This is a genomic window from Propioniciclava coleopterorum, assembly GCF_011393335.1.
GTDB lineage: Bacteria > Actinomycetota > Actinomycetes > Propionibacteriales > Propionibacteriaceae > Propioniciclava > Propioniciclava coleopterorum.
This window is the reverse complement of record NZ_CP049865.1, coordinates 1,141,431-1,160,580: the sequence shown is the minus strand read 5'-3', so window position 1 is coordinate 1,160,580 and position 19,150 is coordinate 1,141,431. Positions and strand designations below refer to the sequence as shown.

Annotated in this window: 13 protein-coding genes and 3 pseudogenes; 15 read left to right on the top strand and 1 reads right to left on the bottom strand. The window is 73.3% G+C overall.

Features of this window, described 5'->3' with window-relative positions; genetic code table 11:
• Window positions 1-532 precede the first annotated feature (532 nt).
• The 10 genes and pseudogenes from G7070_RS05635 to G7070_RS05590 form a co-directional block, all read left to right on the top strand.
• Window positions 533-2,105, top strand: a pseudogene (locus G7070_RS05635) (DNA polymerase III subunit gamma and tau); the annotation flags it as partial.
• 788 nt (window positions 2,106-2,893) lie between these two features.
• Window positions 2,894-3,517: a hypothetical protein gene (locus tag G7070_RS05630; RefSeq protein ID WP_166232658.1), complete on the top strand. Its 624-nt coding sequence runs from the start codon at window positions 2,894-2,896 to the stop codon at window positions 3,515-3,517.
• 116 nt (window positions 3,518-3,633) lie between these two features.
• Window positions 3,634-3,957, top strand: coding sequence for a YbaB/EbfC family nucleoid-associated protein (locus G7070_RS05625; RefSeq protein WP_166232656.1), 324 nt, complete (start codon window positions 3,634-3,636; stop codon window positions 3,955-3,957).
• Window positions 3,958-3,968: 11 nt separating this feature from the next.
• Window positions 3,969-4,568 (top strand): recombination mediator RecR, encoded by a 600-nt coding sequence (gene recR, locus G7070_RS05620; protein ID WP_166232654.1) that lies wholly within the window; start codon window positions 3,969-3,971, stop codon window positions 4,566-4,568.
• A 68-nt stretch (window positions 4,569-4,636) separates the two neighbouring features.
• Window positions 4,637-5,451: pseudogene (locus G7070_RS05615) on the top strand (HAD family hydrolase).
• Between the two features lie 131 nt (window positions 5,452-5,582).
• Complete coding sequence (locus G7070_RS05610) at window positions 5,583-6,548, top strand: zinc-binding dehydrogenase (protein ID WP_166232650.1); 966 nt, start codon at window positions 5,583-5,585, stop codon at window positions 6,546-6,548.
• A 154-nt stretch (window positions 6,549-6,702) separates the two neighbouring features.
• Entirely contained in the window at window positions 6,703-7,926 is a 1,224-nt protein-coding gene (locus G7070_RS05605; RefSeq protein WP_206079959.1) for a metal-dependent hydrolase family protein, read from the top strand.
• 137 nt (window positions 7,927-8,063) lie between these two features.
• Window positions 8,064-8,879, top strand: coding sequence for a hypothetical protein (locus tag G7070_RS05600; protein WP_166232648.1), 816 nt, complete (start codon window positions 8,064-8,066; stop codon window positions 8,877-8,879).
• On the top strand, window positions 8,846-9,244 hold the full coding sequence (locus G7070_RS05595) for a hypothetical protein (RefSeq protein ID WP_166232646.1): 399 nt from the start codon (window positions 8,846-8,848) through the stop codon (window positions 9,242-9,244). The genes G7070_RS05600 and G7070_RS05595 overlap by 34 nt, the downstream gene beginning before the upstream one ends.
• A 128-nt stretch (window positions 9,245-9,372) precedes the next feature.
• Entirely contained in the window at window positions 9,373-10,611 is a 1,239-nt protein-coding gene (locus G7070_RS05590) for a type III PLP-dependent enzyme domain-containing protein (protein ID WP_166232644.1), read from the top strand.
• A gap of 6 nt (window positions 10,612-10,617) precedes the next feature.
• Here the strand turns inward: G7070_RS05590 and G7070_RS05585 are convergent, their stop codons facing one another.
• A complete protein-coding gene (locus G7070_RS05585; RefSeq protein WP_166232642.1) occupies window positions 10,618-11,301 on the bottom strand; it encodes a helix-turn-helix transcriptional regulator in 684 nt (227 codons plus the stop codon).
• A 246-nt stretch (window positions 11,302-11,547) separates the two neighbouring features.
• Here G7070_RS05585 and G7070_RS05580 point away from each other — a divergent pair, with 246 nt between their 5' ends.
• From G7070_RS05580 to G7070_RS05560, 5 genes and pseudogenes are all read left to right on the top strand, one after another.
• The gene (locus tag G7070_RS05580) at window positions 11,548-12,888 is read left to right on the top strand and encodes an MFS transporter (RefSeq protein ID WP_166232640.1); all 1,341 of its coding nucleotides are present in this window, start codon (window positions 11,548-11,550) and stop codon (window positions 12,886-12,888) included.
• Window positions 12,885-14,462 (top strand): N-acyl-D-amino-acid deacylase family protein, encoded by a 1,578-nt coding sequence (locus G7070_RS05575; protein ID WP_166232638.1) that lies wholly within the window; start codon window positions 12,885-12,887, stop codon window positions 14,460-14,462. The genes G7070_RS05580 and G7070_RS05575 overlap by 4 nt, the downstream gene beginning before the upstream one ends.
• A gap of 35 nt (window positions 14,463-14,497) precedes the next feature.
• A complete protein-coding gene (locus G7070_RS05570; protein ID WP_166232636.1) occupies window positions 14,498-14,878 on the top strand; it encodes a RidA family protein in 381 nt (126 codons plus the stop codon).
• Between the two features lie 267 nt (window positions 14,879-15,145).
• Window positions 15,146-18,279 (top strand): annotated as a pseudogene (gene ileS / locus G7070_RS05565) (isoleucine--tRNA ligase).
• A gap of 243 nt (window positions 18,280-18,522) precedes the next feature.
• Complete coding sequence (locus tag G7070_RS05560; protein ID WP_206079958.1) at window positions 18,523-19,143, top strand: nucleoside/nucleotide kinase family protein; 621 nt, start codon at window positions 18,523-18,525, stop codon at window positions 19,141-19,143.
• Window positions 19,144-19,150 lie beyond the last annotated feature (7 nt).

Genomic DNA, 19,150 nt, shown 5'->3' with positions numbered 1-19,150 from the left:
GGCGACCCGTCGCAACTGGGGGCGGTTCGTCGCAACTGGGGGCGGTTCGTCTCGACCGGGGGCGGCTCGTCACAACCGGGGGCGGTTCGTCACAATCGCGGGCGGTTGGTCACAACCGGGGGCGGTTCGTCTCAACCGGGGGCGACTCGTCCGAAGCGCCGGGCGGCTCGTCTCAACCGGGGGCGGCTCGTCACAAAGGTGGGCGACTCGTCTCGGGCGAAGGTGGCTTGTCTGCGCGGGACTTCCGCACGGAATCGGTCCGAGTGGGGCGACGGCGCAGGACACCGGACGGTCACCGCAGGCGTCCCCGTGGAACAGTGTCGGGGGTTCGCGCGCCCCAGGTGGAGCGGTGGAGACGGGCGGCCGATCCGCCCCGAGGCGTCCTGCGGAGCGGCGAGTTCTGTCCGGGCCACCAAGTAGGGTGCTGCCTGTGGCAGACGACGCGATGGCCGGGCTCTTCGGCGAGGACGAACCCGACGATTCGGCGGCCGAGCACGCGCTCTACGAGCAGGACGGCCCCGACCTGTTCGGCATGGAGACAGAAGAGTTGATCCTGCCCGGCGAGCCCAGCCCGCCCGACGATCCCGAGATGGAGATCGACCTCGACCAGATGGACGAGATCCCGATCGACCCCGACGACGCGCTGCCCGACGACGAGCCCGACGAGCCTGAGGAGTCCGAGGAGTCCGAGCCCGACGCTGCGGCCCCCGTCGCGGCGCCGCAGCGGCCGGCCGCGCCGCAGATCGCGCCCGACCCGCAGGAGTCGGTGGGGCGGCGTCCCGAGGCGCCGTTGGCGCTGTACCGCCGCTACCGTCCCGAGACCTTCGACCAGGTGATCGGGGAGGAGCACGTCACCGAGCCCCTGAAGCGGGCGCTGCTCAACAACCGGGTCAACCACGCCTACCTGTTCAGCGGCCCGCGCGGCTGCGGCAAGACGACGTCGGCGCGCATCCTGGCCCGCTGCCTCAACTGCGAGCAGGGACCCACCCCCACGCCGTGCGGGGTGTGCCAGAGCTGCCGTGATCTGGCCCGCGGCGGGTCGGGCAGCATCGACGTGATCGAGATCGACGCGGCCTCGCACGGCGGCGTCGACGAGGCGCGCGACCTGCGCGAGCGGGCGTTCTTCGCCCCCGTGCACAGCCGCTACAAGATCTACATCATCGACGAGGCCCACATGGTCACCAACGCGGGCTTCAACGCCCTGCTGAAGGTCGTCGAGGAGCCGCCGCCCCACGTGAAGTTCATCTTCGCCACGACCGAGCCCGAGAAGGTCATCGGGACGATCCGGTCCCGCACGCACCACTATCCGTTCCGGCTGGTGCCGCCGCGCACGCTCACCACCTACCTGGGCGAACTGTGCGAGGCCGAGGGGGTGCCGGTCGACCACTCGGTGCTGCCGCTGGTGGTCCGCGCGGGCGCCGGCTCGGTGCGCGACTCGCTGTCGGTGCTCGACCAACTCCTGGGCGGCGCGGGCGGCGAGGGCGTCACCTACACCCAGGCCGCGAGCCTGCTCGGCTACACCCCGAGAGCCTGCTGGATGAGATCGTGGACGCCTTCGCGGCGGGCGACGCGCAGGGCGTGTTCGCCTGCATCGACAAGGTGATGGAGGTCGGCCAGGATCCGCGCCGGTTCGGCGAGGACCTGCTGCGCCGCCTCCGCGACCTGATCATCGTCGCCGCCGTCCCGGACGCCCTGGAGACCGGCCTGGTGGACGTCGCCGCCGACCAGGCCGAGCGGCTCACCACCCAGGCCGCCGGCATGGGCGCCGGCGAACTGACCCGCGCCGCCGAAGTCATCGCCCAGGGCCTCACCGACATGCGCGGCACCACCGCGCCCCGGCTCCACCTCGAGCTGATGTGCGCCCGGGTGCTGCTGCCGGGCGCCGACGTCGACGCCCGCGGCGTCCACGCGCGGCTGGACCGGCTCGAGCGTCGCCTGCAGATGGTGCCGGGCGATCCGGCCGCCGACGGGCGCCCGTCCGGCGAGGGCGCCGCCCGTCCCGGTTCTCAGCGTCCCCGCGGCGAGCAGCCCCCGGGCAGCCCGCGTCGCCGCGTCGGCCCGCGGAGGCCGGTTCCGAGGCTGCCGCACCGTGGCCCGGCGAGCGCCCCGCGCGCCAGCGCCCCGCCGCGCCGGACGCCGCGCCCGCTGGGCGGAGTGCGTCGGACGGCCCCGGATCGCCTGGCGGCCGTGGGCCGCAGGACGCCCCTGGGGCGATCGAGCGGCACGGCGCCGTACCCGGTGCGGGCCCGTCCCCGGCGCGCGAGTCGGACGACCCTGCGCGCCGGCGCGGACGCGACGAAGGGGCGCAGCCCGGGCCATGGCCGGGCAGCGGGGCCTCTGACCCGGTCCAGCCCGGTCCCGGCGCGGGCACGAACGATGGGCCCGGCCCCGACGAGCCCCGCAGCGGCGGCCCCGCTCCCGACGCGCGGCACGCGTCCGGGGCGCTCCCGGCCCGCGCGACGCGCCCGACACGAGGGACGCCGCCGGGGACGCGCCCGCGTCGCGGAACGTCCCTGACCCGCGCGACGCCGCGGGGAGCGCGCCCGATCCGCGTCCCGACAACCGGAGAGATCCCGACGCATCGGACGCGTCCGACCCGCGGAACGCTCCCGAGCCGCATCCCGACGCACCGAACGCCGACCCGCGCCCCGGAGTCGGAGGCGCCCCGGACCCGCGCAACGCTCCCGAGCGCCCCGACGCGCCGAACGCCACCGACCCGCGCCCCGGGGCCGGGAACGCTCCCGACCCGCGGGGCGACTCCGGCCCGCACCACTCCGGGAACGCTCCCGACCCGCGCAGCGCCGCCGAGGGGGGCGCCCCGGATCGGCGGCCCTCCGGGCGGCGCGCTCCGGAGGGGGCGGCGGAGCCGTCGCGGGAGTCGGCCGGCTGGTCGGTGAACGTGCCCCAGCGCCGCGAACCGGTCCGCGAGGCGCCGGCCGCGCCGCCGCAGCGGGCGGCCGCAGCCGCGGCGTCCGGGGGCGACCCGGCGCAGCTCAGCACCGCCGACGTGCGGGCCCGTTGGCCCGAGGTCCTGGACGCCGTGCGCGGACGCCGCCGGGTGACCTGGATCATCCTGCGCGAGAACGCCCAGGTGCACGCGTTCGCCGACGGCGTCCTCACGCTGGCGCTCAACAACCCCGGCGCGCTGGAGAGCTTCTCCCGCGGGGGCAGCGACCAGATCGTCCGCGAGGCGGTGCTGGAGGTGTTCGGCGTCGCGCCGACGGTCCAGGTGGTGCCGGGTGACGGCGGCCCCGAGGCCCCGCCGGCCGCTCCGCCGCCCGGCCCCCCGCCGCGGGGGCCGCAGACCCCGCCCGAGCCCGACGACGTCGCGCCCAACCCCTACGCCGAGCAGGCCCGCGCGAACATCCAGCGGACCCAGGTGGGTCCGACCGAGGAGCCCGAGACCGTCGAGTCGCCCGACGACATCACCCTCGACGACGAGCCCCTGGGCTCCGGGGAACTGCTGGCGAAGGTGCTCGGCGCCGAGCTCATCGGCGAGGAGGCCCCCGAGCCGTGACCCGCGCCCCGTCCGGGACCGCGCCGGACCGGCGTCCGGTGGGCGTGCCCGGCCGGCTCGGCGGGGCCGCCCGACCCCCATCGCCTAGGATGGATCACGACGAAAGGTAGGTCCGCATGTCCATGTTCGGTACCGAAGGCGGCGGCTTCGACATGAACGCGCTGCTCGCCCAGGCGCAAGCCATGCAGCAGCAGATGGCCGACGCCCAGGCCCAACTGGCCGCGACGACCGTCGAGGGCACCGCCGGCGGCGACCTCGTCCAGGTCACCATGACGGGGGAGGGCGACGTCACGCAGGTCGTCATCGCCCCCTCGGCGATCGACCCCGAGGATCCCGAGACGCTCGGCGACCTGATCGTCGCCGCGCTCCGCGACGCCTCCAGCCAGGTCAAGGCGATGGCTGCGGCGTCCATGCCGCAGATCCCGAACCTGCCCTTCTGAGCGGAGCGACGTTGTACGAGGGTCCCATCCAGACGCTGATCGACGAGCTGGGTCGGCTTCCGGGGATCGGCCCCAAGAGCGCCCAGCGGATCGCGTTCCACCTGCTCAACGCCGACCGCGACGACGTCGAGCGCCTCGCGACCGCGCTGCGCGAGGTGGCGGACAAGGTCCGGTTCTGCGACATCTGCTTCAACGTGTCCGAGGACACCACGTGCCGGGTCTGCCGCGACCCGCGCCGCGACCAGGCGACCATCTGCGTCGTCGAGGAGTCCAAGGACGTGGCGGCCATCGAGCGGACGCGCGAGTTCCGCGGCCTCTACCACGTGCTCGGCGGCGCGATCAGCCCGATCGACCACGTCGGGCCCGAGGACCTGCACATCGCCGAACTGCTGCGCCGGCTCTCCTCCCCGGTCGTCACCGAGGTCATCCTCGCCACCGACCCGAACCTGGAGGGCGAGGCGACCGCCACGTACCTCACACGCCTGCTGGCCAACACCGGGATCACGGTGTCGCGCCTGGCGTCCGGCCTGCCCGTCGGCGGCGACCTGGAGTTCGCCGACGAGATCACCCTGGGCCGCGCCTTCTCCGGACGCCGCGCCGTCGGCGTCTGAGGCCGCCGGGGTCCGGGCACGCCCACAGGGGCGCGTCCACCTGAATCAACCGAAGTAGGAGCCGTTCCATGTCCATCCGTCTGATCGCCACCGACATGGACGGGACCCTCCTGCGCAGCGACCACCGCACCATCAGCCCCCGCACCCGCGAGGCGTTCGCGCGCGCCCGGCGCGCCGGCCTCGACGTGCTGGCGATCTCGGGGCGGCAGCCGTACTCCATCGGCGCGCTCGTCGCCGACGGCCCCCTGGACGGCGCGGTCGTCGGCAGCAACGGCTCTGTCGCCATGGACCTGCCCAGCCGCACCGTCCTGTTCGAGGAGACCCTCGACGTGGACGCCCAGCGCGCCATCGTCGAGGGGGTCCTGAAGCAGTTCCCGGACGCGAAGGTGTCCTCGGTGCGCAACGCCGGCAACGTCTACGTCACCCAGCACGGCTACAGCGGCCTGGAGGACCCGGGCGCCGACATGGCGCGCTGGGCCGTCTCCCACCGGCACGCGGACCTGGACGAGGTGCTGGCCGAGCCGTCGGTCAAGCTCGCCATCCTGGACCCCGAGGCCCCCTCCGAGGAACTGCTCGCCGTCGCGCGCGGCCTGGGCGTCGCGGGGGCGCACCCGACCACCTCAGGCGCCCCCTTCCTCGAGGTCGGACGCGCCGGGGTCTCCAAGGCCACCGCGCTGGCCCGTTTCGCGCGCAGCCGCGGCTACTCCAGCGACGAGGTCCTCGCCTTCGGGACAACAACAACGACGTCGAGATGCTGGCGTGGGCCGGCCACGGCGTCGCGATGGGCAACGCGGTCCCCGCCGCGCTGGCCGTCGCCGACGAGGTGACGGGCCACCACGACGAGGACGGCGTCGCCGAGGTGATCGAGCGCCTCTTGGGCTGACGGTTCGACCCGCGGCGACGGGGCGGTACGCCGCGCGCAGCCGCTCCGGCTCGGCGCCCGGCGCACGATCGCCGCGGGCCGACAACGTCCCTCGGCCGTGCGCGTCGGCGCCCGCCCCTAGGCTGGTGAGCATGCGCGCTGTCTACGTCGAGCAAGCCGACCCCACCGACCCCCTCGCCGCCCTGCGGATCGGGGAGCGCCCCGAGCCCGTCGCCCCCGAGGGCTGGACGACGGTGAAGGTCGAGGCCGCGGCCCTGAACCACCACGACGTCTGGTCGCTGCGCGGCGTGGGGCTGCCCGCCGACCGGATGCCCATGATCCTGGGCACGGACGCCGCCGGCGTGACCGCGGACGGCCGCCCCGTGATCGTGCATTCGGTGATCTCCACGCCGGGCTGGATCGGCGACGAGACCTACGACCCCAAGCGCAGCCTGCTCTCCGAACTCCACCAGGGCACGCAGGCGCAGTGGCTCGCGGTCCCCGACGCCAACCTGGTCGACCGCCCCGACTTCCTCAGCGCCGAGCAGGCGGCCTGCCTCCCGACCGCCTGGCTCACCGCGTTCCGGATGCTCACCCACGATTCGGGGCTGTCCGGCCCCGGCACGATCCTGGTCCAGGGCGCCTCCGGCGGGGTGGCGTCCGCCGCGATTGCGCTGGGTCGGGCGCTCGGGCATCGGGTCTGGGCGACGGCCCGCACCGAGGCCAAGCGCCAGTTCGCGCTCGACCAGGGCGCCGACGCCGCCTTCGAGCCGGGCGCCCGGCTGCCCGAGCGGGTGGACGCCGTCATCGAGACGGTGGGGGAGGCGACCTGGTCGCACTCGCTGAAGTCGCTGCGCCCGGGCGGCACCGTCGTCACCTGCGGCGCCACGTCGGGGCCCAACCCGCCCGCCGACCTCAACCGCGTGTTCTTCCTGCAGCTGAGGGTGATCGGTTCCACGATGGGGACCCGCCAGGAGCTCGGTGAGCTGCTCGACCTGCTGGGACGCACCGGACTGCGGCCGCGGGCGGACCGCGTCCTCGCGCTCGACGACGCCCGCGAGGGCTACGCCGCCATGATCGAGGGCGACCTGCTGGGCAAGATCGTCCTGCGCCCCTGACGCGGCCCGGCGGGGCTCGACGGGGCGTCCCGGGGCGCCGGCGTCCACACGCTGAAACGTGAACGACCACGTTATGGAAAGCGGCATACGGTGCAGGGACGCCGGCCACCGACCGCCCGGCGTGTCCGCACCGCCGTCCCGAGGAGAGTCCCACGTGTCCACCATCGCCTTCACCAACGCGCACGTCTTCGACGGGCGGGAGTTCCTCGAGGGGCGCAACGACGTCGTGGTCTCCGACGGCGTGGTGGTGGCGAGCGGCCCGAACGCGGCGGCGTCCCACGCGGGTGCGCAGGTCGTCGACCTCGACGGCAACACCCTGCTCCCCGGCCTGATCGACCTCCACGTCCACATGGCCGCCGAGAACGCCGGGAGCATGGGGATCATCAACGACCCCTACTCGCTGAGCTACTTCCGCTCGGTCGGCTACCTGGAGAAGACCCTCAAGATCGGCATCACGACCGTGCGCGACGCCGGCGGCGCCGACCTGGGCATGAAGACCGCGGTCGAGTCCGGCCTCATCAAGGGCCCGCGGATGCGCCTGGCGATCAACATCATGAGCCAGACCGGCGGCCACGGCGACGGCCACCGCCCCTCGGGCCTCGACATCCCGCTGATGCCGCAGACGCCCGGGCGTCCGCTCGCCATCGCCGACGGCCCCGACGAGTGCCGCAAGGTCGCCCGCACACTGTTCCGCGCCGGCGCCGACCACATCAAGATCTGCACCTCGGGCGGCGTCCTCTCGCCGACCGACGACCCGCGCCACCCGCAGTTCACCGTGGACGAGATCAAGGCGATCGTCGAGGAGGCCGAGGCGCACGGCTCCTACGTCATGGCGCACGCCCAGGGCACCGGCGGCATCCAGAACGCGCTGCGCGGCGGCGTCCGCACCATCGAGCACGGCATCTACCTCGACGAGCCGACCATCGAGCTGTTCCTGGAGAAGGACGCCTGGCTCGTCCCGACCCTGGTCGCGCCGCTCATGGTCGTCCGCGCCGCCGACCGCCCCAACTCGGGGCTGGCCGACAACGTGGTGGCCAAGGCGCGCATGGTGCTGGAGACGCACCAGGCGTCGTTCCGCGCCGCCCACGAGGCCGGCGTCAACATCGCGATGGGCACCGACACCGGCGTGGGCCCGCACGGGTCCAACCTCGAGGAGCTGTCCCTGATGCACACCGTCGGCGGGATGACGCTGGCCGAGGTGCTGCGGGCCTCCACCTCCGACGCCGCCGCGTTCGTCGGCATGCCCGTGGGCGCGCTGACCGAGGGCTCCTACGGCGACGCGGTCGTCCTGAACGGCACCCTGACCGACGCGGCGCAGCTCGCCGACCTCGGCTCGATGATCCAGCAGGTCTACCTGGCCGGTCAGCCCCAGCTCTGACCCATCGCGGCCCGTCCCGACCGATCAGGGTCGGGACGCCGCCGGGCGCGTCCGCGTCCACCCCGTCACGCCCGGCCGCCGGGCGCGGCCCCCACCCGCGCGCAGGCGGACGCCTGCCCCGCCCCGAAAGGAAACACGTGGACGCCGTCCTCGCCACCCCCATCGCCTTCCTGGCGATCCTGATGCTCATCCTCGCCGTCGGCGAGGCGGCGTCCCTGCTCTCGCGCGCCTGGGTCCCGTCGCTGCTGGTGAGCTTCATCCTCTACATCGCGCTGCTGTGGTCGGGCGTGATCCCGGCCGACATCGTGGCCAAGGCGTCCGGCCCGGTGGGGGCGGCGATGATCTCTGTGGTCATCACCCACATGGGCACGATGATCCCGCTGAACCGGATCAGGGAGCAGTGGCGCGGCATCGTGATCGCCCTGGCCGGCGTCGTCGGCATCCTGATCCTCGTGCTGGGCATCGGAACGCTGACCTACGGCTACACCACCGCGGTGTCGGGCGTGGGCGTCGTGGCGGGCGGCATCGTCGCCTTCCTCCTCACCAGCGCGAAGCTGACCGAGATCGGGCAGCAGCAGTTGATCGCGATCCCCGCCCTGATCCTGGGCCTGCAGAGCCTGATCGGCATGCCGATCGCCAACATCATGCTGCGCAAGTACGTGGCCAAGCAGCGCGCGGCCGGCATCTACGACCACGCCACGGGCGTCGGCTCGGGCGCAGACCCGCACGTCGCCCCCGCGGTGAAGGTGCGCACGTGGCTGCCCGCAAGCATGCAGACCCCGATCATCCTGCTGGCGCTGCTCGCGGTGCTGGGCTTCCTCGCCACGGTCCTGGACAAGCTCACCGGGCTGAACTACGGCGTCTGGGCCCTGCTGCTGGGCGTCGGCGCCACCGCCATCGGCCTCGTCCCCCGAAGACCATGGAGAAGGCCAACGGCTTCGGGCTCGGCATGACCTTCATCATCTTCGTGGTGCTCGCCTCCCTGAACGGGCTCACGCCCGCGGCGCTGGGCGCCGCCGTCGCCCCGGCCCTGGTGATCCTCGCCGCCGGCGTCGTCGGCATCGCCATCTTCGCTGGCCTGGCCGCGCGCCTGGTCAAGTGGGATCCGCTCAAGGGCATGCCGGTGGCCATGACCGCACTGTTCGGCTTCCCGGCCGACTACCTGCTGTGCCAGGAGATCTCCCGCTCGGTCGGCCGCGACGCCGGCGAGCGCGAGGCGATCATGGAGGACATCTACACCCCGATGCTGATCGGCGGCTTCACCACCGTGACGCTGTCGTCGGTGCTCGTGGCGTCGATCCTGATCGGCACCCTCTGACGTTGCCCGTCGAGGCCCCGTCCCCCTGGGGGGCGGGGCCTTGCCGCGCCACGGTTGCGGGGTTTTGGTAAAGCCGAGATAATTCCGGTACGGATCGCGCCCCCGCGCGGCCGGGATGGAGGGCCCTCATGGACGCGAACCCCCGCACGGTCACCCCGCTCGACAAGTCGTTCCCGGAGGCCCTGGTGGGGCGCGACATCCGGCACCTGGACGCCGCGCTGTCGGACTTCTCGACCCCGATCTTCGTCCTGGACGCCGACGGGCTGGAGCACAACATCGCGGCCATGGCCGCGTGGACGGCCCGCCGCGGCCTCGAGCTCATGCCGCACGGCAAGACGACGATGGCCCCCGCCCTGTGGCGTCGCCAACTGGACGCCGGCGCCACCGGCATCACCGTGGCCACGGGCTGGCAGGCCGCCGTCGCGTTGGAGGCGGGCGTCGGGACCGTTCAACTGGCCAACATGTGCGTCGACCCGCCCCTGCTGCGGCGGCTCGCGGATCTGCTGGCGCGGCACCCCGACCAGGAGGTCGTCGTGTGGGCCGACTCGGAGGCCGCCGTCGACCGCCTGGCCGACGCCCTCCCCGCCGGCGCGCGACTCGGCGTCCTGGCCGAACTCGGCGCCCCCGGCGGACGCACCGGGGCCCGCGAGGAGGACGAGGTGGCCCGCATCGCCGAGCGGGTCGCCGCCGCGCCAGGCCTCGTGCTGCGGGGCGCCGCGGGCTACGAGGGCGCCCTGGGCCACGACCGGACGCCGGAGGCGCTGGCCACGGTGCGCGCCTACTGCGACCGGCTCGTCGCCGCGCTCGAGCGCGTCCGGCCGCTGGTCACCGGGACGCCGTGGGTCACGGCGGGCGGCAGCGCCTACTTCGACGTGGTGGCGGACGCCTTCGCCGGCGTCGCCGACGCCCGGACCATCCTGCGCTCCGGCGCGTACCTGGTGCACGACGAGGGCTTCTACCGCGGCATCTCGCCGCTGGACGCGAGCCGCGCCACCGGCGAGGAGGCCCCGCTCCGCGCCGCGATGCACGCCTACGCGCGCGTGGTGTCGCGCCCCGAGCCGGGGCTGGCGCTGCTGGACGCGGGCAAGCGCGACCTGCCGTTCGACGAGGGGCTCCCCGTGGTCCTCGGCGTCTCGGGCACCCTCGGCGGGCCGGAGCGCCCCCTGCGTGCCGACGTCACCGCGCTGAACGACCAGCACGCCTTCCTGCGGTGGGACGCCGAGGCCGCCGGCGAGCCGCCCGTCGAGGTCGGTGACGTGGTGCGGCTGGGGCTCTCGCACCCCTGCACGGCGTTCGACAAGTGGCGGCTGGTCCCGATCGTCGACGCCGACGGCGTCGTCGCCGAGGCCGTCGAGACCTTCTTCTGACGGCGCTCAGCCGCGGCGGACCTCGTCGAGGTAGCCGTACACGGTGACGCGCGAGACGCCGAGCCGGGACGAGACCCGGTCGGCCGCGCGCTTGATGTGGAACGCCCCGCGGGCCTCGAGCAGGCGCAGCACCTCGATGCGGTCCGGCTTGGACATCACCGCCGCGGGCTTGCCCACGGTCGCGATGGCGTCCGAGATCATCTCGTCCAGCACGCTCGAGATGTCGGGGCCGACCAGCTCCTGGGGCGCGTCGGTGAGGTCCTCCCGGCGCTCGGGCACCAGGGCGGCGATCACGTCGAGCGCGGCGCGCAGCGGGGAGAGGTCGACGTTGATGCAGAGCGCGGCGATGATGTGCCCGCCGTGATCGCGGTAGTAGACCGACGAACTCATCAGCTCGCGGCCGTCCGAGGTGCGCCCCCGGTAGCCGAACGCGTCGTGGTTCGCCGACTCGTCCCGCAGCACCTCGATGCCGAGGTTGGTCGATGGCCCCCCGACCGTGCGGCCGCTCACGTGCCCGTTCACGATCGCGTAGATCGAGTGATCGAGGTCGTGGGCGCTGAGGTCGTGCAGGACGACCTCGCAGTGCTGGCCCACGGCGGCGGCCACGGCCTGCATGACCGGCGCGAGGACGGCGTGCGCCTCGGCGATGTCGGCGAACCGAGCGTCGGTGCTGGGGAGCGTGGCGGTCAAGGGGGATCTCCGTTCCGGGGCGTGCTGCTCCCATCATGGCACCGGCCCCGTCCGGACGCCGCCGTTGCGGTATATGTAAATGTTGATAAGCATCTAGAATCTTTGTAAAGGGACTGCTAGCGTGACGCGTGCCGCCCCGACGATGGCGGCCCCCTCCCGATCGTCTCGGCCGCACCGCAGCGGCACCCAGGAGAACCCCGTGAACCAGATCACCCACCGCCATCCCTTCGTCCGCTCGGCCCGGGCATGACCGCCCCCGCACGCGTCCCCCTGACCCGGACGCAGAAGCGCACCATCGCCGGCGGGTCCATCGGGACCCTGATGGAGTACTTCGACTACTACCTCTACGGCCTGGCCGCGGCCACGGTCTTCCCCAAGGTGTTCTTCTCGGCCGACGACCCCTTCATCGCCCAGTTGTCGTCGTTCGCGACGTTCGCGGTGGGCTTCTTCCTCCGCCCGGTCGGCGGCATCGTGTTCGGCCACATGGGCGACCGGATGGGCCGCAAGGTGACGCTGCTGGTCACGGTCATCGGCATGGGGCTGACCACCGCGGCCATCGGCCTGATCCCGCCGGACGCCTCCATCGGCGTCGCCGCCCCGATCCTGCTGCTGATCCTGCGCATGATGCAGGGGCTGTTCGTGGGCGGCGAGATGGGCGGCGCGGCCACGATGGTCGTCGAGCACGCCCCGGTCGGCAAGCGGGGCCTGTACGGCGCCTTCCTCATCAGCGGCGCGGGCATCGCCAACGTGCTCTCGGCCGGAGCCATGGCGGGTCTCGGGCTCGGCAGCGAGTCGTTCTTCCTGACGTGGGGCTGGCGCATCCCGTTCGTGTTCGCGCTCGTCCTGGCGATCCTGGCCGTCGTGCTGCGCCGGCACCTGGAGGAGTCCGAGGAGTTCACCGCCCACGCCACGGCGGTCGCGAACAACACCGTCAAGCGGACCTCCCCGCTCGTCGAGGTGCTGCGGCACCCCCGCAACGCCATCCTCGGCATCCTGATCGGGCTGCCGCAGTCGATCGCCGGCTACATCATCCTCACCTTCGGCCTGGCGTTCATGGTGCAGGGCGGCACGACGGCCGTGATCGGCTTCGTCGGCACCATGATCGTGGGGTTCCTGCAGATCTTCGCGGCGCCCGCCTACGGGGCGCTGTCCGACCGGATCGGGCGGCGGCAGGTCTACATCGCCGGCTGCATCGGGTTCGCGCTCCTCGTGTGGCCCACCTTCCTGCTGTACGGCACGCACAACCAGTGGCTGATCTGGCTGGGCATGATCATCGGCTTCGTCATCCCCGGCGTCGCCATGCAGGGCACGCTGCAGACGATGCTCACGGAGATGTTCGACGTCGAGCAGCGCACCACCGGGGTCAACATCGGCTACCAGATCTCCAACACGCTGGGGGGTGGCCTCGCCCCGCTCATCGCCACCGCCCTCGTAGGCTGGGCGGGCGGCCAGATCTGGCCCGTCGTCGTCTACGTCGCCGTGATCTGCGCCGTCGGTGCGGTCGCGACCGCGAGCGCCCGGATCCGGCCCGACACAGCCGACGCCGGGCGGCTCAACGACCTGAACCAGGAAGGAGCCCGGGCGTGACCCGAACCCTGATCCGGGGCGGAAGCGTCGTGGACGCCCACGCCGCGGAACCCCGGCCCGCCGACGTCCTCATCGATGAGGGACGCATCGTCGAGGTGGGCGACGTCGCGGACCCGGGCGACGCCGCGATCCTCGACGCCGCCGGACGCCTCGTGTTGCCGGGGCTCGTGGACGCCCACTCCCACGCGGAGGGGGTCGTGTTCGACCCCGATGTCCAGGCGGCGCTGCTGCGCCAGGGCGTCACCACGATCATCGGCGGCCAGGACGGCGTCTCCTACGCGCCCGGCGACGGGACGCACGGCGCGCGCTACTTCGCGGCGATCAACGGCCCGCACCCGCGCTACGCCGGGACGCGGGTGGCCGACCTGCTTGCCACCTACGACGGCGCCGTCCCGCTCAACGTGGCCTACCTCGTGCCCGCGGGCACGGTGCGGCAGGTCGTCATGGGCGGGGTCGACCGGCCCGCGAACCCGGAGGAGCGGGCGCGCATGGTCGCGCTCGTCGCCGAGGGGATCGCCGACGGGGCCGTCGGGTTGTCGACCGGCCTGGACTACACCCCGGGGGTGTTCGCGGACGCCGACGAGATCGCCGCCCTGTGCGCGCCGCTCGCGGCGTCCGGGCTGCCCTACGTGACGCACATGCGCGGCGGCTACGAGGACAACTCGGCGGTCGGCGTCGAGGAGGCGGCCCGCATCGGGCGGCAGGCGGGCGTCCCGATCCACATCTCGCACTTCCACACCCGCGCGGACGAGGCCGCGCGTCTCATGGCGTGGCTGACGGCGGAGGGCGTCGACGCCAGCTACGACGCCTACCCCTACACCCGCGGCTGCTCGATCCTGGGCATGACGCTGCTCCCGCCCGAGCTGAACGCCGTCGAGCCGGCCGAGGCCATCGCCGTGCTGACCGACCCCGAGGGCCGCGCGCGCGTCCGGCGGGACTGGTTCCCGCGCGTGGACCACTACCCGAGCCTCGGGCCGCAGTGGCCCGACCTCATCACGGTCGGCCACACCCCCGCGCCCGAGTTCGCGTGGGCGCACGGGCTGACGCTGCGGCAGATCGCGGGGGAGCGCGGCACCGACCCGATCGACGCCGCCCTGGACCTGCTGGTCGCCTCGAAGCTCGAGGTGAACGGCATCATGGCGGTGCGCGATCAGCGACCCGTCGAGGACCTGGGCCGCCTCATCGCCCACCCGGCCCACCTGGGCGGCTCCGACGGCATCTTCGTCGGCCGGCATCCGCACCCGCGCGCCCGCGGGACGTTCGCCTCCTACCTGGGCACCTACGTCCGGGAGCGCGGCTTCCTCGACTGGCCGGGCGCGGTGCGGCACCTGTCGACCGGCGCCGTCGACCGCTTCCATCTCGGCGCCCGCGGCCGGGTCCGCCCCGGCGCGATCGCCGACCTCGCGCTCGTCGACCCGGACGCCGTGCGCGACACCGCCACCTACGACGACCCGCTCAGCCTGGCCGTCGGCGTCGACGACGTCCTCGTCGCCGGGCGCGCCGTCCTCGCGGGGGGCGAACTGACCGGGGAGAACCCGGGCGGCGGCGTCCGGGCGGCGTCCCCCGCGGCGTGAGCCGCACCCAGAAACCGAGCAACGAAAGGCAAGACATGAGCAGGGACAAGACCGCGATCCGCACCGACGAGGCGCCGCAGCCGGCGGGGCCCTACAGCCAGGGCATCGTCTACGGCGACCTGCTGTTCACGGCCGGGTTCGGGCCGCAGGACCCGGCCACCGGGCAGGTGCCGGACGACGTGGCCGAGCAGACCCGGCAGGTGCTGCGCAACGTCGCCGCCGTGCTGGCGCAGCGCGGCGTGGGCATGGACGACGTACTCAAGACCACGGTGCACCTCGCCGATCTGGCCGACTTCGCCGCGTTCAACGAGGCCTACCGCGAGTTCTTCACCGAGCCGTACCCGGTCCGCACGACGGTCGGCTCGCAGCTGGCGAACATCCTCGTCGAGATCGACGTGGTGGCCCGGATCCCCTGATCGGCCACAGGGTCCGACCGACCGGGCCCCGGCCGAGGCGCGAACGGCGTACTTGGCCGGGGCTCGCGCCGTCCCTACACTGGGAGGGTCCGCACGGCGTCGACGGGGCCATCACCCCCGAGCTGCCGGAAGAACGGCCCCCTTCTGGGGCTCACTAGAACCGGCCGCGGCGAACAAGCAAGAGGGGCGCCTCGGCGTCCAAGAAGGGTGGTACCGCGGGGCCCCTGGCCTCGTCCCTTCGTCCGTACGCACGACGAAGAGGATGAGATGACCGCCCAACCCGGGTACAACGCAGTCGCCCCGCAGGTGGACCTGCCCACGATGGAGCACGAGGTGCTCGCGTTCTGGCGCGACCAGGACACCTTCGCCCAGACGCTGGCCCAGACCGACGGCGCGCCGCGCTGGACGTTCTACGAGGGCCCGCCCACCGCCAACGGCATGCCGGGCACGCACCACATCGAGGCCCGCGCGTTCAAGGACATCTTCCCCCGCTTCAAGACGATGCAGGGCTTCCACGTCGACCGGAAGGCCGGCTGGGACTGCCACGGCCTGCCCGTCGAGCTTGCGGTGGAGAAGGAGCTCGGCTTCGCCGGCAAGGCCGACATCGAGGCCTTCGGCGTCGAGGAGTTCAACGACCGCTGCCGCGCGTCGGTGACCCGGCACGTCGACCAGTGGTCCGCCCTCACCGAGCGCATGGGCTACTGGGTCAACATGGACGACGCCTACTGGACCATGTCGTCGGACTACGTGCAGTCGGTGTGGTGGTCGCTGAAGCAGATCCACGACAAGGGCCTGCTGGTGGAGGACTACCGGGTCGCGCCCTACTGCCCCGCTGCGGCACGACCCTGTCCGACCACGAGCTCGCCCAGGGCTACGAGGACGTCGTCGACCCGTCGGTCTACGTCCGGTTCCCGCTGACCTCCGGCCCGCTGGCCGGGCGGGCCGACATGCTGGTGTGGACGACGACGCCGTGGACGCTCGTCTCCAACACCGCGGTCGCCGCCCACCCCGATGTCACCTACGTGGTGGCGCGGAACGGCGACGACGCGCTGGTGGTGGCCGAGCCGCTGGCCGAGAAGGTGCTCGGCGAGGAGTGGACGCTCGGGGAGACCTTCACGGGCCGCGAGATGGAGCGCTGGACGTACCGGCGTCCGTTCGAGCTGGTCGACTTCCCGCCGACCGAGGGCGGCACGCACTACGTGATCCTCGCCGACTACGTCACCACCGAGGACGGCACCGGCCTGGTGCACCAGTCGCCCGCGTTCGGCGAGGACGACATGCTCAGCTGCCGCGCCTACGGGCTGCCGATGGTGAACCCGATCCGCCCCGACGGCACCTTCGAGCCCGAGATCGAGCTCGTGGGCGGCCAGTTCTTCAAGACGGCCGACAAGGCGCTGGTCGCCGACCTGGCCGCGCGCGGCCTGCTGTTCCGCAAGCTCGACTACGAGCACAGCTACCCGCACTGCTGGCGCTGCCACACGCCGCTGCTCTACTACGCCCAGCCGTCCTGGTACATCCGGACGACGGCGATCAAGGACGAGTTGCTGGCCGAGAACGAGAAGACCGACTGGCACCCCGAGAACGTCAAGCACGGACGCTACGGCGACTGGCTGGAGAACAACGTCGACTGGGCGCTGTCCCGCAAGCGCTACTGGGGCACCCCGCTGCCCATCTGGCGCTGCAGCGAGGACCACAAGGTGTGCGTCGGCTCGCTGGCCGAGCTCTCGGAGCTGACCGGCCGCGACCTGTCCGGCCTGGACCCGCATCGGCCCTACGTGGACGACGTCACCTTCGCCTGCCCCACCTGCGGGCGGGAGGCGCGGCGCGTCCCCGAGGTGATCGACGCCTGGTACGACTCCGGCGCGATGCCGTTCGCGCAGTGGGGCTACCCGTGGGCGCCCGGCAGCAAGGAGAAGTTCGAGCGGGCGTTCCCGGCCGACTTCATCTCCGAGGCGATAGACCAAACCCGCGGGTGGTTCTACTCGCAGATGGCGGTCTCGACGCTGGTGTTCGGCCAGTCCGACTTCCGCACGGTCGTGTGCCTGGGCCTCATCCTCGCCGAGGACGGACGCAAGATGTCCAAGCACCTGGGCAACATACTGGAGCCGATCCCGCTGATGGATCTGCACGGCGCGGACGCGGTGCGCTGGTTCATGCTCGCGGGCGGCTCGCCGTGGTCGTCGCGCCGCGTCGGGCACACCACGATCACCGAGACGGTGCGCAAGGTGCTGCTGACGTTCTGGAACGCGGTGAGCTTCCAGTCGCTGTACGCCCGCACCAACGGCTGGGCACCGGTCGGCTCCGCGCCGGCTCTGTCCGAGCGTCCGGTGATGGACCGCTGGCTCGTCGCGGTGCGCGACCAGCTCATCGAGCAGGTCACCACGGCGCTGGAGGGCTACGACACCCAGCGGGCCGGCGCGCTGCTCACGGAGTTCGTCGACGACCTGTCGAACTGGTACGTGCGCCGCTCGCGGCGGCGGTTCTGGGACGGCGACCCGGCCGCCCTGTGGACGCTGCACGAGACCCTCGACGTCGTCGCGCGGCTCATGGCGCCGATGGCGCCGTTCATCACCGAGAAGGTGTGGCAGGACCTGGTCGTGGCGGCCGTCCCCGGCGCGCCGGCCTCGGTGCACCTGGCGTCCTGGCCGACGCCGTCCGGGGCGGTCGACACCGAACTCGTCACGTCGATGACGCTGGCGCGCCGCCTGGTCGAGCTCGGCCGCGGCGCCCGGTCCGAGGCGCAGGTCAAGACGCGGCAGCCGCTGCGCCGCGTCCTCGTGCCGGGGTCCTCGTTCGCGCGGCTGAGCGACGAGCTCGTGGCGGAGATCGCCAGCGAGCTCAACGTGGGGGCGGTCGAGTCGTTCGCGTCCGCGGGCGACCTGGTGGACTACGCGGCCAAGGGCAACTTCCGGGCGCTGGGCAAGCGGTTCGGCAAGGACACCCCGAAGGTCGCCGCCGCGATCGCCGCCGCGGACGCCGCCGAGCTCGCGGCCGCGCTGGCCGCCACGGGCGAGGCGAGCGTGGACTTCGACGGCGGCACGGTCGTGACCGCCGACGAGGTGATCGTCTCCGAGCGCCCGCGCGAGGGCTGGTCGGTGGTCAACGAGCAGGGCGAGACCGTCGCGCTCGATCTCGAGCTCACGCCGGAGTTGACGCGCGCCGGGCTGGTGCGCGACGTGATCCGGATGGTGCAGGAGCAGCGCAAGAACTCCGGGCTGGAGGTCTCCGACCGGATCGCGCTCACGTGGGCCGCCGAGGGCGAGCTGGCGCAGGCGCTGCGCGAGGCGTCAGGCCTGGTGGCCGACGAGGTGCTGGCCACCACCCTCACCGAGGGCGAGCCGACCGGCGACGTGGTGACCGACGACGACCTCGGGCTGCGGTTCGCGCTGGTCAAGGCCTGACCCGCCCGACGACGAGCGACGGCGCCGCCCCCGAGGGGAGCGGCGCCGTCGGCGTCTTCGGATCCGAGGCGGGCCCGAGGGCGACTGCTACCTGTTCTCCTGGGAGGTTCAGGCGGCCGCGGGGACGTGGCGGGGCGCCAACCACTACACCGAGGGCAACCCGCCGCTGCAGCTGGATCGCTACCGTTCGGTGTACCTGCCGCAGATCGGCGCCCTGGCGCCCGCGTTCACCCCGGAGGACTCGTGGACCTGACCCTGGCCGAGTTGGCCGCCCGCGCGACAGCGCTGCGGGCGGCCCGCGGGCGCCGCGTCCTGATCGGGATCGTCGGCGCCCCGGGTGCGGGCAAGTCGTGGACGTCCGAGCGGCTCGCGGAGGTGCTGGGTGCGTCCGCGGTCGTCGTCCCCATGGACGGCTTCCACCTGGCCCAGGTCGAGCTCGAGCGGCTGGGGCGCGCTGACCGCAAGGGCGCGCCGGACACGTTCGACGTGGGGGGCCTGGCGGCGCTGCTGCGCCGGATCCGGGAGGAGACGGACGCCGTCGTCTACGCGCCCGCCTTCGTGCGCGCGATCGAGGAACCCATCGCCGGCGCCATCCCCGTCCCGCCGGATGCGGGGATCGTGCTGGTCGAGGGCAACTACCTCCACCTGGACGCCTGGGCCCCCGTCGGCGCGTGCCTCGACGAGGTCTGGTTCCTGGAGGTCCCCGACGGGCTGCGCGCCGACCGGCTGCACGCCCGACACGAGTCTTTCGGACGCACCCCGGAGGCGGCCCGCGACTGGGTCGCGTCCGTGGACGAACCCAACGCCGTCGCGATCGCGGCCCAGCGTGACCGCGCCGACCTCGTGGTCCGCCTGCGCCCCTGACGCTGGC

What these genes read in the sequence shown, in the direction of transcription:
- G7070_RS05625 (WP_166232656.1), top strand. Translation starts at nt 3,634, where the DNA reads ATGTCCATGTTCGGTACCGAAGGCGGCGGCTTCGACATGAACGCGCTG.
- G7070_RS05610 (WP_166232650.1), top strand. Translation starts at nt 5,583, where the DNA reads ATGCGCGCTGTCTACGTCGAGCAAGCCGACCCCACCGACCCCCTCGCC.
- G7070_RS05595 (WP_166232646.1), top strand. Translation starts at nt 8,846, where the DNA reads ATGGAGAAGGCCAACGGCTTCGGGCTCGGCATGACCTTCATCATCTTC.
- G7070_RS05590 (WP_166232644.1), top strand. Translation starts at nt 9,373, where the DNA reads ATGGACGCGAACCCCCGCACGGTCACCCCGCTCGACAAGTCGTTCCCG.
- G7070_RS05580 (WP_166232640.1), top strand. Translation starts at nt 11,548, where the DNA reads ATGACCGCCCCCGCACGCGTCCCCCTGACCCGGACGCAGAAGCGCACC.
- G7070_RS05570 (WP_166232636.1), top strand. Translation starts at nt 14,498, where the DNA reads ATGAGCAGGGACAAGACCGCGATCCGCACCGACGAGGCGCCGCAGCCG.